The following is a 15,837-nucleotide window of genomic DNA, read 5'->3' as shown; positions in this document are numbered from 1 at the left end:
GAAAAACAGTGATTATTAGATAGTAACGCAATTTTGCAAAAAAAACGTTTACTTTTTGCAAAACCCAAGGCCTGCACGTGTTGTGACTAACACTACAATCCCGTATTTTACATATTGTAATTACAGGTTGATCCATAAAAAAGCAGGCCACTTCCTGTCTGGAAGCGGCCTGCTTTTTACTTTTTTATTTCCTGAGCAAATTATTTTGCCAATGAATTAATCCAGGCAGCAATTTTCATTGCATCTGCCTTAGGCACCTGTGGCATTGGAGCCATTGGTGTCGAATAATCAGGCCAGTTTTCAGGCTTTGGTGCGTAGATCAGCTCAACGATTTTTTCGTTGCTGTATTTACGTTTTGCAACGTCAACATAAGCTGGGCCTACTACTTTTTTATCCACGGCATGGCAAGCCAGACATGTATTTTTAGCAAGAAGTGGTTTTACTTCGTCCCAGGTTGGTGCTTTTGAAGCCGCCGCTGCTTTTGTAGGAGCAGGTGTTTTACCTTTTCCATCCGGAGAAACGTGCTCTTTTACAGGTGCTGTTTCAACCGCTTTAACATTTCCTGATCTAGTTGTTTTAAGCTCTGAAACTTTCAATTTCTCGCCATCAGGAATATTGTTCAAAGTGTAATAAGCATCCGGGTGAACCAGTGACCAGTAGTTTCCAGCCGCGCGTACACCTTCCAACTGGATTTTGTGTACATAATACTGACGCATGCCTTCCAATACCACTCTTACTTTTTTACCATCTTCTGATACTTTCACACCTTTTACAGTCACGTCTTGTGTATCGATCGGAGGACTTCCGTATACCGGGTAGTGCTTGTACAGGTAGCTGCTTACTTTGTAAGAATCAAGATCTTCCGCTGATTTACGGTCAACCGGCAAAGTGAATTCGATTTCGAAACCATCAGGCTGTGCCTTAACGGTATACATTTCAAATGGCATTTTACCATTCCAAACCAAACGCTGCAAGCCCTGGTTAGCGTCACCCGCTGAACCCCATCCACGGTTTGTTTCTCCTACAAAAAGAGAACCGTCTTTGTCAAATGCCATACGCAAAACACCTGACTGGAATCCGCTGCGGAATCCGATCGAAGCACCCTGGTATTCACCTTTTACTTTTTCAAGTACTACACGCATGATGTTACTCTGTCCCTGGTCACCCACGAACACCTGGCCTGTGAAAGGACCAAAAGCACCATTTGTTTCGTCTTTAATCAACTCAGAAGTCGAAACTCCGTGCACACCGTAAGGAAGCCATACAGCCGGAAGCTGTACCATGTTATACTTTTCTTTCAACTGATAAAGAAACTGAGGTGTTTCGTTACGCGTGTTTTCAGGTTTGATCGCACGGTTGTTGGCATCTCTTTCCTGGCGGTTATCACGCTCAGCGAAGAATTGTTTTTCAGTAAGTTTAACAGGAGAATTTGGCAATTCAGCCCATTTCAAACCAGCCGGGTGACCCATGAAACCACCTTTTTTTACAGGGAAAATACCACCTGTACCCATCCAGTCACCCTGGTTGTCGGTATACCAAAGCTCTCCCGAGATCATGCTGATACCGGCAGGGGAGCGAACACCTGTTGCATAAGGTTCAAATTTTCCTTCTGGCGTAATACGGAAAATCCATCCACGGCCTGGAACACGGCTTTCGCCTCTCCACCATTCTTCGTCACCAAAAGCTACGTTACCGCTCACGAAGAAACTTCCGTCAGGTGCCACTTTCGGGCCGAACGAATACTCGTGGTAGTGACCTGATAATGGCCATGAATATACTGTTTCATAAACATCTGCCTTTCCGTCGCCGTTTTTGTCGATCAGCTTGGTAAGCTCACCACGCTGCGCACAGTACAAAACGCCGTCTTTGTAAGCAAGACCAAGTACTTCGTGAAGACCTGTTGCAAACTTTCTGAAATAAGGTGTGCGGCTGGTCGGGTTATCAACGATCCACACATCTCCGCGGCGTGTTGAAATTCCCAAAGATCCGTTAGGCAAAGCCGTCAGACCACCTACCTCCAATACAATCCCTTCCGGAATCGGTGGAGTGATGATCTTGTAAAAATCTTCTTCTTTCGGCGATTCCTGAGCTTTTACCATCGGTAGAGCCGCCAAAATGATTAATGCTATCTGAGCAATTTTTTTCATTGGTATATAGGATAGGGCAAGAGGCCTTGGAGGCCGGGTTTGCCGGATTATCTGTTAACTAATTTGTGATTCTGACCTGATTTGAATTCAGATTAGAAAAGGATGGCATACTTCACTTCACCATTTTTCACCGGAACGATCAGCTCCTGGGTACCATTAACCGTTCTGATTTCTGGTTTCACCGATTTGTCTGTCAGCTGGATGAAATATGATTTGTTGTTCACTGCGTAAAGTCCTTCCGAAACTTTTTCGATTGAAGTACCTTCAGCCAGTCTTGCCACAAGATCCTTAACAGGGTTTGCTACCTTCACTTCACGCTCGAAATACTTGTTGTCGATAACCGAAACACGGTCAGAAACAGGTGATCCGAAAGCGATGTAGTTGAAAGTCGGAGCGTCTGTATCGTCTAAAGAATATCCTTTTTGACGGAAACCGCTACCCGTTGTATCAGCCGTCCAGGCAGATTGTCCGCTTGTTTTTCCAAGGAACATTTCATTGTTCAAAAGTGTCACGCTACCACGTGGACGGGAAGATCCGTCGCCGCGCTCGTGCCACATCGGTGTAGCATCAAGGAATTCGCCACGCCATACCTGCAACACTGCTCCTTTTTCAAGGTCATAAGTATAATGCAGATTTGAAGCGCTTCCCACAGAAACTGCGTGTACGATACGTACATTTTTTGCAGACGGATTTTTTCTGAAATCCATGAAACTGCGCATAATCGTGTTGGTAGGAGCCGCGATCAAAATCGGGTCAACACCACCGCCTGTTGTTACAGAGCTTGCCGTGTTCAAAGAAATTTCTCTGAAACCAGGACCGGCAACCCAAAGAGCAAGACCCGGTCTCATATAACCTTCTGTTTTGCTGTTTAACAATTCGATCGCGTGAGCACCTGCTTTAAGCGTTACTTTTCCTACACGGAACATATTGTTATTTCTTGATTCTGCCGGCAAAACATCTTGTCCGTCGATCTTTACATATGCATTACCCGCTGACTGCAATCTGAAGGTGTACTCGCCTTCGGTTGGTGCATTGAATTTTCCGTTGTAAACGTAAGCGTAGTTATTGTTTTCTTTCAGGATCTCCCAGGTAATTGCGTTGGCCTTTCCGGTTTCAGCAACAGTCTGTTTTGAGAAATCTTCGTTTTTGCCAAAACTACCGTAAAAAGTCTTGTAAGTCAGGTCTGATAACGTTCCCGGCTTCTTGTCAAAATTATTGATCACAATATTTTTGATAGCCAATGAACCATGGTCACCCTGGATACGAAGAGGACCTGAGGCAACATCTTCTGCTGTCAGTGAGCCACGTGTCGGGCCGCTTACTTCTACGTTTTCATGAATCACTACACCGTTCAGGGTAATTTTCAGGAATACTGCGTTGGCGATTTTCTTGCCGGCAGCGTCAAAACGCGGAGCCTGATAAGAAATCTTGATGTTTTGCCACAAACCTGGTGCTTTGGCAACATTGAAACGAGGTGCATATCCTTCGTAACCTTTTTCGCCTTCAGGTTTTGAGTCGTTCCAGCGTTCGTAAATACCACCGTTGTCGTTGTACTTGGCTGATTTTTTACCCCAGCTATCAAATAGCTGTACTTCGTAATTGCCCTGGAGATAAATTCCGGAGTTAGATTCTTTTGTCAGCATGAAATCCAGTTCAAGGTCCAGATCTCCATGTTTGAAATTCGATACAAGTTCATATTCCTGGCCGTATTTACCTTTTTCGTGAACACAGGCTAATACGCCTTTACCAGGTTTGGTGTTTAAAACATTTACTTTTGAAATGTCGACAGAGGCATCGCCCACAATTTTCCAATTGCCGGCTTTGTTGGTGAATGCGCTGAGATCGTCCAAAGGAATAGCCTGTGCAAAAGCAGATTGCACCGCTATCACTCCCAGACCCCAGGCGATAAATTGTAAAAAGAAACGGTTTGATTTAAACATACAGTAAGTAAGCTTAATTGGTTTATAATAAAAAGAGGAACAAATTACGATATAAGAATCGGGAAAATCACATTTCTTTTGAATGGAAAATCATTTTCTGATTCATTTTTTAAAAGGCTAATATTGAACTGCTAAGAAATAATATGAAGGTTTGCTTTTTCCATAATTTCTATTGGGGAGAATCAACACGTGCACTTTAAGAAATTAACAAATCCAACGGCCGGTACTGAACATGAACCGTCGTTGGATTTGTAAGAAAAGCTAAGTGTAAGGAATAATTATTTCTTAGTTATAACCGTCGTTTTGTTTCAGATTCGCGTTAAGCGTGATCTGTCTGCGCGGGATCGGGAAAAGCTTTTTGAATGATTCGGTTGGTTTGTGATCCCACCAGGTTCCTGATGTGAATTTGTCAAAACGGATCAAATCATCACGACGGAAACCTTCGAAGATGAACTCACGTCCACGTTCAGCAAGCAATTCGTCCAGGGTCAAAGTTGCGGTTGTGTACTTTTCAGTAGCCCATGCATCCGACGTGTAAGCACGCTGTCTTACCTGGTTTACAAGATCCACAGCTTCCTGTGTTGCCACCTTACCGTTTTTACGCATAAGGGCTTCTGCTTTTGCAAACATTACCCACGACAAACGATAGATCGCCCAGTCGCATCCATTGTAGTTTGGATCTTCGAGTGCACCCAGTTTGTATTTGTTGAAACGCACACCACTGTTTTCTTCGCCTTGTGTCATGTCAGAAGCCAAAGTGGATGGGTCCTGTCCGGCCTGAAGCGTTTTGTTTTTACGGATGTTATCAACAAAAACAAGCGGCTGGTTGTCGTATTCATTTCCTCCTGTGGCAAGAACCGGTTTTGTAGGGTCAGCATACTGATATTGCGTTCCTTCCAGAATCCACTCTTTCTTTCTCTTATCTGCGTTTTTGAAGGTTGTGTAAACGCCAGGGATTACAACAACACCGTCGTTTCCGTTACGCGCACCGCCGTAGATAAAACGCTGCTGGAAGTGGAAGAAATCTCCTGTCCACTGTGGCTGGAACGTCGCTTTTTTGAATTCGTAAGCAAGTTGGAACAAAATTTCCTTTGACTGGAAGTTAGCTGGTTTGTACGTATCCGTCAGGTTGGCATCCAATGAAGGAGCACCGTTCAATCCACCGGCTTCGCCGTTGATCAGTTTGTTGGCAGCTGCAACGCAGTCATCCCAACGTGCTGTTCCTGTCCAGGTTTCTGCGTTCAGGTACAATTCAACCAGCATGGCATAACCACCCGCCTGAGTCATACGACCAATCATTCCTTGTGAAAGTTTCGGAGCCGCTGCAATGTTATCAAGAATTTCTTTTTCGATAAACTTGAAAACCTCTGCACGTGGCTGGGTAGGAGGGCTTACAGGATCTCCCACTTTGGTAACGGTTGGAATGTTACCAAACAAGCTCATGATTTTCAGGTAATGGAAGGCACGTAAAAGTTTTAGCTCAGACACGTAAGCTGCTTTTTCGGTGTCGGTGATACCCATGGAAGCAGGTGTGCGGCTTTCCAAAGCTTCGATCGGATCGGTACAAAGACCAAGACCCCACCACATCAATCTCCAAGCACCCCATACGGCATCTTCATCGGCAGTCCAGCTGTGGTAATGCAAACGTAGCCACTTTCCGCCATCCTGCCCGTGACGACCTTTTACCGGCCAGGCAAGCTGATCCGCTGAAAGCTCGTTTAAGCGCCACCAGCCATCCTGCCCCGGTGTTGCCCATGCGTTTGCATGGGTGTAAGGACGAAGTACTGCGGAAAGAACTTCATTTTTATTGTTATAGAAATTGTCTGTTACCAGCTGATCGTATATGTTTTCGTCCAGATCGGTACAGGCAGTTGTTGCGAACAAAGGCAAAGCCATTGCTGCAATTTTGAATGCTTTTTTAAAATTTATCATTTTTGTTAACATTAAAAACCAAAACTAAGACCTACTAAGAAGGAACGGGTGTTCGGGTAAGCGCTGCGACCGTCAATACCTAAGCGGCGTTGTTCGTCGTCTTCTCTTCCAAGACCTGTGTCATTTACGAAGTCAGGATCGTTACCTGTGTACTTGGTAAATGTGGCAAGGTTTGATGCTGTTGCGTACACACGAAGAGAGCGGATAATATCACTTTTAAGATTGAAATTGTAGCTCAAAGTGATCTCGTCAAGTTTTAGGAAACTTCCCGATTCCAGGTAGTAGTCAGAGTACTGGTACGTATCATTAAGCTTTGCATTTTTTCCAAAAGCGCTGTTCAGCAAATTGTTTGGAAGCGAAACTTTGTTGCCATAAGAAAGGTCCATCGTGTTCAGAATGTCGTAGTCGAAACGGCCTCTCAGGAACACACGAAGACTTAAATTTTTGTAGGTAAAGTTGTTGGTCAACGATGCGTTGATCTTTGGAATAGCATTCCCGATCACAGAAAGATCTGATACGTTAGGATCGTTTGAGTTATTGATCTGATCGAATCTTACTTTTTCGCCTTTACGGTTATAGAACAACCATTTTCCGTCTTCTGTAAATCCGGCAAAACGCTTTCCGTAGAAGTTACCCAGTTTTCCGCCTTGTTCGATGCGGATTGCTTGTCCCAGGGCTCCGTAGCCACCGATGCTGGACGTAGAAATTGCTTCTACTTTAAATACATCGTTGGATAGATCGTCAGCCCGGTTTGTAACATAACTTCCGGTTGCATCGATATTCCAGCTGAAATCGTTTGTTTTAACAGCCACACCACTCAAAGTAAGTTCGATACCTTTATTAGAAATAGAACCTACGTTGGTATAAATCGTCTCACGTACGAATGGAGGCAACTGTGATGTATACTCATACAACAGATCGCTGGTAACACGTTTGAAGACATCAAGAGATCCGCTCAATCTTTTGTTCAATACAGCGAAGTCAACACCAAGGTTATATTCTTTTTTACGTTCCCATTTAAGATTCGGGTTCGGGTTTCTGTTAGGACCGTAAGTTTGTCTCCATTCTCCATCGGGGTTGATGTACACACCACCGGTTCCCAATGTAACAAGCGAAGAATAGTTCGCAATCTCCTGGTTACCTGTTACCCCAAATCCGGCTCTTAATTTAAGACTGTTTACGAATTTGATGTTTTCCATGAATTTCTCCTTGCTCAGGTTCCAGCCCACAGACGCAGCCGGGAAATTTCCCCATTTGTTGTTCACACCGAAACGGGAAGAACCTTCATGACGAAGAATCAAAGAAACCATGTATTTATCAGCGAAAGAGTAGTTGGCTCTTCCAAAGAATGCGATCAGGGTGTTATCACCTTTTCCGCTACTCATGGTCGCTTTTCCTACAACAAGCTGATTTCCAGCGCCCAGGTTGTTTTCTTCGAAAATGTCATTCACAAAACCATAGTTAGCCGCTGCAAAGTTTTCTTCGACAGCATATTGATAACTGTAACCTCCCACGGCATTGATGGTGTGGTTCGTACCAAATGTTTTGTCAAAAGAGATTGTCGGTTCAACCGTATAGTTATTTTTCAGATAGGTATTTCTGGATGCATAACCTCCGTTTGGATACACGTCGTTTTCTTTTGAAAATTCAGAAGCAAGAGAGCGGTAAGCACCATCAACATAGCTGTCACGCTGCACGGCTCCGAAAATAGACGCCTGTAAACCAGGGATAATTTCCAGATTCAACTTCGCATCAGCCGAAGTTGTCTGCTGTTGACGACGGTTTGTTTCCTGTTTCAAACGTGCTACTTCGTTGGTACTTGTTTGCTCGAAGTAATAAGTCCCGTCAGGATTGTAGAATGACAAAGTCGGGTTTCTAACCAGCGAACCTTCCCAGCCGCCGCCACCTAAACGGTTGGCTTTGTTGAAGTTGGTTGCCAAGTTAACCTGCGCTGTCAAACGGTCTTTCAAACCGGTTTGCATGATGCTTAAACGACCGCCATATTGTTTACGACCATTTTCTTTTGCAATACCCTGTAAATCCTGATAGTAAAGACTTGCGCGGTATGTTGTGCTTTTTCCACCACCCGACATCGCCAGGTTATGGTTTTGGCTAAGATTACCGTGGTTGATCAAAGCATCGTATGCATCCGTTGTAGAACCATAATCAGCGCTTTTTGGAATGATACCTTCGGAAATTTTGGCGCGGTACTGGTCAGCATTCATGAAGTCAGGACGGTTACGCACATATTCCTTTCTGAAATAAGTATTGTAATCGAACTTCGCGTTGCCGGCTTTTCCTTTTTTGGTTGTTACCAGAATTACACCACCATTGGCACGTGTACCATAAATAGCTGCCGCAGAACCATCTTTCAAAACACTGATCGACTCAACGTCGTCCTGTTGCAAAAGATCCAGGTTACCACCCGGGATACCGTCAATAACGACAAGCGGAGCCAAACCACCTGTAAGCGACGTCACCCCACGCAGCTGCATGGAAACGCCCGAATTTGGGTTAGAACCGCTTCTGTTGATGCTCAAACCGGCAACTTTTCCCTGGATAAGGTCCATCGCGTTACGTGCACCGGATCTGTTGAAGTTGTCAGAAGTAATGTTGGCAATTGCCGAAGTGGTTCTTTCTCTCGTTTGGGTACCATACCCTACAACCACAACCTCGTCAAGCAATTTTGCGTTTTCAGCCAGGTCTACATCGATTACTGATTTGGTACCTACGGCAACTTCTTGCGTGATGCTTCCTACAAATGAGAAGACCAACACGTCCTGTGCGCTGCCTACTGCAATGGAGTAGTTTCCGTCAATATCGGTAGTAACACCTTTGGAAGTTCCCTTTACGATAACGGAAACACCAGGCAGACCACTTTTGTCTTTGGCACTAACTACCTTCCCTTTTACCTGAATGTCTTCTGCCGAAGCATTGTTCGTAATCAATGGAGTCACCATTTTTTTTCCGTTTTCAGCATGGGTTGCCGGTGCGGAAAAACATAGGGCCAGTGATAGGGAACTCAGGCATAACATCCGGAATTTCCCGCTTCTGGGCCTGAAATGATTTACGAGTACTTTTCTTTTCATGAAACTTAGATCTGTTTAAGAATAATTGATAGGCGCTAAATCGTTTTAGTAAATTTTAACTAAGTGAGCAGGGAATTATTTTATTTTCATGGGTTTACAAAAGTTTATAAGGGATTGGTTGAAATAAGAAATTATGTGTAAGCCTAACTATTTCTTGTTTTTGTAATATTTTAAAAGTTACATTTCTATAATATCGCTAAATCGATTTAGCATTTTTCTATTTTTAAATGTTTTGTTTTTAATAAATTGTAATAAAAACAGAAATAGTAGGGATTTTATATAGAATCAATGTCTGATTCCGGGAGCGGCATAACAAGAACTCTTGGCTCCAATTTGGATGCCAAGTTAAATGTTATCTTAGTATCATGCAAATGTTATCTCGAAATTACATGTTTACAGATAGGATTTTTCAGGTGTTTTTTAGTGAAGAAGACTCTCTTACAATCAGTTTTGCAGGTAAAACAATTTCGTGTACGCCTGTATCTTTTTCTTCCAGTGCGTTAAGCATCAATTTGATAATGTGATTGGAAATGTCCGGTACGGGCTGGGCCACGACCGTGATGGAAGGACTGTAAAATTTGAAAAGGTCCTGATCGTCGAAAGAAATGACGGCAATGTCATCCGGAATACGCAGATTGAGAATTTTGATGGCCTGGAGACCCCAGACCCCGATGTAGTTGGTGGCAAAGAAAACAGCGTCAATATTTTTATTTTCCCCAAGGAAGGAGACAATTTCACGGATATTCTGCTCGGGGCTTTCGTGGAAACCAAGTTTTTTAATGTAAGGTTTTAAGCCGTGATCCGATAAGGCTTTCTCGTAACCGCCCAAACGGTCTGCCATCTGGGTCTGTTCTGAATCCAGCGTTACAAAAGCGATATTTTTAAAGCCATTTGCGATCAGGTGATTGATGGCCTCATTGGTGCTGTTCAGGTTTTCAATCACCACATGGCTGCATTTCAGCTTGGGCAGGTTGCGGTCGATCAAAACAACCGGAATGCCTTCGTTGATCAGCGATTGTACTTCATTTTCGATTCCTTCGGGAGGAGTGATGATGTAGCCATCAATTGAGCGGTCGCGGAACAGGCGGATCAGTTCCAGCGCTTTTTCCTTTTTGTTGTCGGTGCTGCAATAAATAATCCGGTAACCCTTGTTGTGCGCTTCCTCTTCAATAAGGCGCGCCACCTGGGCGAAAAGAAGGTTGTTGGAGATATCTTCAACCATGAGGCAAATGATTTTGGACTTTCCCGTCCGCAATCCCTGCGCCATCATGTTGGGTTTGAAATTAACCTCTTCTACAAATTTCAGAACCTTTTCAGTAAGTGCCTCACTGATCCTTTTCTCCTTTGCTTTCCCATTCAAAATGAAGGATACCGTGGTTATGGATATCCCTAATTCTCGTCCGATGTCACGGATGGAAAGTTTTTTACTCGTCTTACTGGCCGGCATTATTACAAATATGGATAGAATAAAAATGAAAATTCATCAGAACCACTTGATCCCAATGAATTTTCATTTAAGTTATTTTTATATAAAAAATTCAGAAAGCAATATACACAATCATTTCTTAATCGCTTCTGCTGTTACTCTTTTCTTATTTGGCTTGGCACCCATATAGAATTTAATCTGCCCTCCGTCCATGATTTCGGCATGTGTGATGTAATTGCGCGTCAAAACTTTACCGTTCAGTTCTATTTTCTGAATGTAGACATTTTTGTCGGCCTGGTCTTTTACATCAATTTCAAAAGTTTTACCATTTTCAAGGTTCAGTTTTGCATTTTGTACCGCCGGGCTGCCGATGATATATTGGTCAGAACCGGGCGCAACCGGGTAAAAACCAAGGGAGCTGAAAATAAACCAGGCGCTCATTTGTCCGAAATCATCATTGCCACCCAGACCATCAATGGTTGGTTTGTACATGGCTTTCAAAATCATCCGGATTTTATCCTCTGTTTTCCATGGTTGGTCAAGCCAGTTGTAAAGATATGCCACGTGGTGAGAGGGCTCATTGCCGTGCACATAATTTCCGATAATGCCTTCGCGGGAGATATCTTCCGTGTTTTCGAAATATTTATCCGGCAAATTCATGCTGAAAAGCGAATCGAGATGTGTGGTGAACCGTTTCTTGCCACCCATCAGTTCGATCATTTCAGCCGGTGCCTGGGGCACGTACAAACTGTAATTCCAGGAATTTCCTTCGATAAAACCTTGTCCGTGTGTATCCAACGGGTCAAAGTCTTTACGCCAGCTGCCGTCGTTCAGTTTCGGACGCATAAATCCGATGGACGGATCGTAGACATTTTTATAGTTATTGGCACGCTTGCTGAACTCTTCGTAAATATCATTACGGCCCAGTTTTTTCGCCATCTGGGCAATACACCAGTCGTCGTAGGCATATTCCAGAGTCTTGGAAACCGATGATGAATTTTTGTCGTCCGGCACAAAACCTTTCTCCATGTAGTAGTTCAGGCCGTCATAATATTTGTTTCTGGCTGTGGTCACACAAGCTTCCAGCGCCTTGTTTACGTCAAAATTTGCATTGCCTTTAATCACCGCATCCGCAATGACCGGTACGGAATGGTAGCCGATCATACACCAGTTTTCATTGGCATAATGCGACCAAACCGGAAGCATTTTATGAACGCTCTGGTTATAGTGTGCCAGCATGGATTTGATCATATCGGCATTTCGTGCCGGCTGCAAGACGTTGAAAAGCGGATGCAGTGTCCGGTAGGTATCCCAAAGGGAGAAACTCGTATAATTGGTCGATCCATCCGTTTTATAAATATTCATATCCAGACCTTTGTAAGATCCGTCCACATCCATATAAGTGGTCGGGCCTAAAAATGAATGATACAATGCAGTATAAAAATTCACCTTATCATCTTCATTGATCGTTTTTACAGCCACTTTATTGAATTCCTTGTTCCAAAGCGCCTGTCCTTCCGTTTTTACACGGTCAAAATCCCAATGCGGTATTTCGGCTTTCATGTTCGCCAGAGCGCCCTGCGTGCTCACAGGAGAGATTGCAAATTTGATTTTGATCTTTTCGTTTTCCGCGGTCTGGAAATCGAAATACATTTTCAGGTTTCTCCCGGCTACTTCCGGGAAGTTATGTTCCTGATCAAATTTTTTCCAGAAACCTTTGTAGACATTGTTATCATCAATTTTGGTCCCATAAGTACGGAACGGCTTGCTGAACGTCATGGCAAAATAAACTGTCCGTGTTCTCGCCCAGCCATTGGTCTGGCGAAAACCGGTTATCAGCGTATCATTTTCAACACGTACAAAAGTCCAGACGTTCTTGTTGTCGTATTGATAAATCCCGGCCATCAGGTCCAGAATGATATGGGCTTCGTCTGATTTTGGGAAAGTATATTGGTGCATTCCCACGCGGTTACTGGCAGTCAGTTCTGCGGTGATGTTATGGTCGTCGAGTTTTACCTTATAATAGGAGGGCTCTGCCACTTCATTTTTATGCGAAAAAGCAGAACGATAGCCGTTTTCAGGTTTGTCTTCGGTTCCGCTGTTCAGTTGCAGTTTTCCTGTTGTGGGCATGATCAGGAAATCTCCCAGGTCTGAATGACCCGTTCCGCTGAAATGCGTGTGGCTGAAACCGACAATCGTTTTACTGTCGTACTGATAACCCGCACAGAATTTGTAAACATCCGGATTATACTTTCCCTTCACGCCATAGGGCAGTGTGTCGGTATCGGGGCTTAGCTGAACCATACCAAAAGGGACCGTTGCCCCCGGATAGGTATGTCCCATTTTTGCAGTCCCGATCAGCGGATTGGCATAACGGACATAATTTTCTGTGGATTTTTGGGCAGAAACATGCAGCGAGGCAAAGATAGCAGCCGCCGAAAGCAGTTTACGCAACGTAATTTTACTATTGCTGTTTATGGAAAATGGACGCATAAAAGGTGCAGGTCAAGATTAACTTTGGGTTAAAAGTATAAATAAAACGTTTTAGCAAGCGGGTAAGCAATTTATATTTTTAAAATTTGTGCTAATTATACAATTCAAGACGCCTAAATTTGAAATCTCTAAGGAAAGTTAACGTTTATTAGTTTTTTGTTCGACAACAATGAATATACCCGCTTTCCCGGAAAATGAGTAAATCAGTATTTTTTTAACCTTATAATTTCCAAATAAAAATCGATTGATAATCTATGAAAAAAATTACAATGATTGTGGCTGGTATTTTGACAGCAGCTGCATCACATGCACAGTTACAGCCCTCAAAACAAACACCTGAGTCAAGCGAATTATGGACTCCGGTTCCACGCTTAGTAACGCCTGGTAAAGGTTCAGCTGCGGTTTCAGGATTTACTGCGCCTTCGGATGCTATCGTTTTATTTGACGGTAAAAATCTGGATCAGTGGGTTTCAGGAAATGAGGGCAATGGCCCGGCACCATGGACGGTGGCTGACGGCACGCTGACATGTGCGCCTAAAAAAGGCGATATCCAGACAAAAAAGACTTTCACAGATTATCAGCTTCATATCGAGTGGCGCACGCCTGCAAAGGTTGAAGGAAGCGGCCAGGGACGCGGTAACAGCGGTATTTTTATGCAGGGAATTTACGAGCTTCAGGTACTTGACAGCTACAATAACCCGACGTATTCAAACGGACAGGCTGGTTCAATTTACAAACAAACGATGCCTCTGGTAAATGCAACTGTTGGACCAGGTGAGTGGCAGACTTATGACGTTGTGTACACAGCGCCGCATTTCAATAAGGATGGACAAATGACCATTCCACCTTACATTACCGTAATCCATAATGGTGTAGTGGTTCAGAACCATACGGCTATTCAGGGTACTACGCCTTACGTTGGTCAGCCTAATATTACACCGCATGGTGCAGGCCCGATCAAATTGCAGGATCACAACAACACAACGAGTTTCCGTAATATCTGGATCCGCGAAATATAGTTTTTGGATAGGGACCAAAGAAGTCAACTTTCGAAGAATTAGAGAAGTCAAGTTTTCAAAACTTGACTTCTCTTTTTTATGCCCCTCGCGCTGAACCACCTTAAACCCCTTTTTTGTTCTAATTTTGAGGGATCGCATTCCTGAATTTTACCTTATTCAACGATTGGAATCATGCAGGAAATTGAGCCATATTATAACTGGGAAAAACATTACGTCGCAAGCAGAGACCGGAGGTCGCCGTTTTATGGCCGGACTTATAACCTCGATTACTACGAAAACGCGATTTATGGTTACTACATTCATCCGCTTTGGGACCCTATTGGTTCGGAGACGCTCTATGTTAAAATCCTGTATGCTGATTACAACAAACATTTTGTGATCATCGAGATGTTTGGAGAGTGGAATGATACCCTGCACAACGATATTATGTATTTCAAACGGCAGGTGATTGATCCGCTTGTGGATGAAGGCATTAACCAGTTTATTCTTTTGGGTGAAAATATCATGAATTTTCACGGTGCCGAAGACGACTACTATGCCGAGTGGTTTGACGACATTGAGGATGGCTGGATTGCTGCCGTCAATTTCAGGGAGCACGTCGAGGAAGAATGGAAACGTTTCAGGCTGGATTACTATCTTAATTTTGGTGGTACATTGCAGCTCGACAACTGGCGGACTCTTCAGCCGGATATCTTTTATGAGATCGTTAAAAAATTGATCATAAGAAGGTTATCATAATAAAAAGGTCTGTAAAATGCTTGCAACCTTGATAAGTCCTTTGTAGCTTACGCATTCAACCTTTTTTAATCTATTCCATTCAAACATCATCCACTGATATGGCAGACAATGAAAAACCTCAACCAAGCGATGCAGACGAGTCGTTGGATAAAAAAATCGAAGATATTAAAGATAAATCGATCGAAGTAAAAGATGAAGCTGCCGAAGGAATTTCGGAGATTAAGGAGGATGTGGAAGTTGCAGCAGCAACGGAGGTTGAGGAAGTAAAAGCGGTAGCAGCAGATAAAGCTGAAGAAGTGGAAGCGGTGGTGACAGATAAAGTGGAGGAAGTAAAAGCCGAGGTTTCGGAAACGGTAGAAGAAGTAAAAGCTGCCGGAGAAGAAAAACTGGAAGCTGCAAAAGAGACGGTTGCCGAAGTGAAGGAAGAAGTTTCTGCAAAAGTGGAAGAGGTAAAGGAAACAGCAGAAGTGAAGGCCGAAGAAGTAAAAGAAGTAGTGGCCGAAAAAGCAGAGGTAGCCGAAGAGAAAATCGTTGAGGTGAAGGAAGAGGTGGCTGCCAAAGCGGAAGAGGTAAAAGAAGCAGGAGCAGAGAAGGTGGAAGAACTTAAATCGGGTTTTTCGGGCAAAGTGGAGCAGCTTCAAAATGAAGTCGAATTAAATATTGCGGCAGGGAAAGTAAAAGCAGAAGAAATTATTTCGGACCTGTCGGGCAGAGCCGAAGGTTTGAAGGAAGAAGCTGCGGACAAATTCGCGGAACTGAAAGAGGAAGCGTCTGAAAAGTTCGCGGATGCGAAGGAACTAGCCGCCGAAAAGCTTGAAGATGCCAAGGAAATCGCTGCGGAAAAACTGGCGGAAGCGCAGGTTAAGGCAGCTGAGCTGAAAGCCAAAGCAGCCGAAGAGCTGGAAGATCTGAAAGAGGCGGCGTCGGAGACATATGAAGAAACCAAAACCAAAGCGAAGGGATTCTGGGCACGTTTGTTCGGGAAATAATATCTGTTCCATTTGATAATAAGTGCCTGTCGGATCAAGTATAATCCGGCAGGCATTTTCTTTA

At 43.7% G+C, this 15,837-nt stretch carries 9 protein-coding genes; 3 read left to right on the top strand and 6 right to left on the bottom strand.

Translation table 11 applies throughout. The annotated features are described in order from the left end of the window. Positions 1–200: 200 nt before the first annotated feature. From M1L62_RS05605 to M1L62_RS05580, 6 genes are all read right to left on the bottom strand, one after another. Entirely contained in the window at positions 201–2,147 is a 1,947-nt protein-coding gene (locus M1L62_RS05605; protein WP_254412019.1) for a c-type cytochrome, read from the bottom strand. Between the two features lie 92 nt (positions 2,148–2,239). Continuing rightward, positions 2,240–4,087: a 3-keto-alpha-glucoside-1,2-lyase-like domain-containing protein gene (locus tag M1L62_RS05600; protein ID WP_254412018.1), complete on the bottom strand. Its 1,848-nt coding sequence runs from the start codon at positions 4,085–4,087 to the stop codon at positions 2,240–2,242. A gap of 285 nt (positions 4,088–4,372) precedes the next feature. Next, positions 4,373–6,019, bottom strand: a complete 1,647-nt coding sequence (locus tag M1L62_RS05595) for a RagB/SusD family nutrient uptake outer membrane protein (protein ID WP_254412017.1) — start codon at positions 6,017–6,019, stop codon at positions 4,373–4,375. Positions 6,020–6,030: 11 nt separating this feature from the next. Beyond that, on the bottom strand, positions 6,031–9,108 hold the full coding sequence (locus M1L62_RS05590) for a SusC/RagA family TonB-linked outer membrane protein (protein ID WP_254412016.1): 3,078 nt from the start codon (positions 9,106–9,108) through the stop codon (positions 6,031–6,033). Positions 9,109–9,517: 409 nt separating this feature from the next. Further along, positions 9,518–10,555, bottom strand: a complete 1,038-nt coding sequence (locus tag M1L62_RS05585) for a LacI family DNA-binding transcriptional regulator (RefSeq protein ID WP_254412015.1) — start codon at positions 10,553–10,555, stop codon at positions 9,518–9,520. Positions 10,556–10,666: 111 nt separating this feature from the next. Continuing rightward, positions 10,667–13,027 carry a GH92 family glycosyl hydrolase gene (locus M1L62_RS05580; RefSeq protein WP_254412014.1) on the bottom strand — a complete coding sequence of 787 codons (2,361 nt, stop codon included), beginning with the start codon at positions 13,025–13,027 and terminating at the stop codon, positions 10,667–10,669. Between the two features lie 254 nt (positions 13,028–13,281). Between M1L62_RS05580 and M1L62_RS05575 the strand changes: the two genes are divergently transcribed. The 3 genes from M1L62_RS05575 to M1L62_RS05565 all read left to right on the top strand — a co-directional run bounded on the left by M1L62_RS05575 (position 13,282) and on the right by M1L62_RS05565 (position 15,773). Continuing rightward, the gene (locus tag M1L62_RS05575; protein ID WP_254412013.1) at positions 13,282–14,046 is read left to right on the top strand and encodes a 3-keto-disaccharide hydrolase; all 765 of its coding nucleotides are present in this window, start codon (positions 13,282–13,284) and stop codon (positions 14,044–14,046) included. A 171-nt stretch (positions 14,047–14,217) separates the two neighbouring features. Further along, complete coding sequence (locus tag M1L62_RS05570) at positions 14,218–14,784, top strand: hypothetical protein (protein ID WP_254412012.1); 567 nt, start codon at positions 14,218–14,220, stop codon at positions 14,782–14,784. A gap of 98 nt (positions 14,785–14,882) precedes the next feature. Beyond that, positions 14,883–15,773 carry a hypothetical protein gene (locus tag M1L62_RS05565; RefSeq protein WP_254412011.1) on the top strand — a complete coding sequence of 297 codons (891 nt, stop codon included), beginning with the start codon at positions 14,883–14,885 and terminating at the stop codon, positions 15,771–15,773. Positions 15,774–15,837 lie beyond the last annotated feature (64 nt).

The organism is Dyadobacter diqingensis, from assembly GCF_024220585.1.
In the GTDB taxonomy this organism is placed as follows: Bacteria; Bacteroidota; Bacteroidia; order Cytophagales; family Spirosomataceae; genus Dyadobacter; species Dyadobacter diqingensis.
The sequence above is the reverse complement of the archived record's forward strand: the minus strand, read 5'-3'. Positions and strand labels throughout refer to the sequence as shown.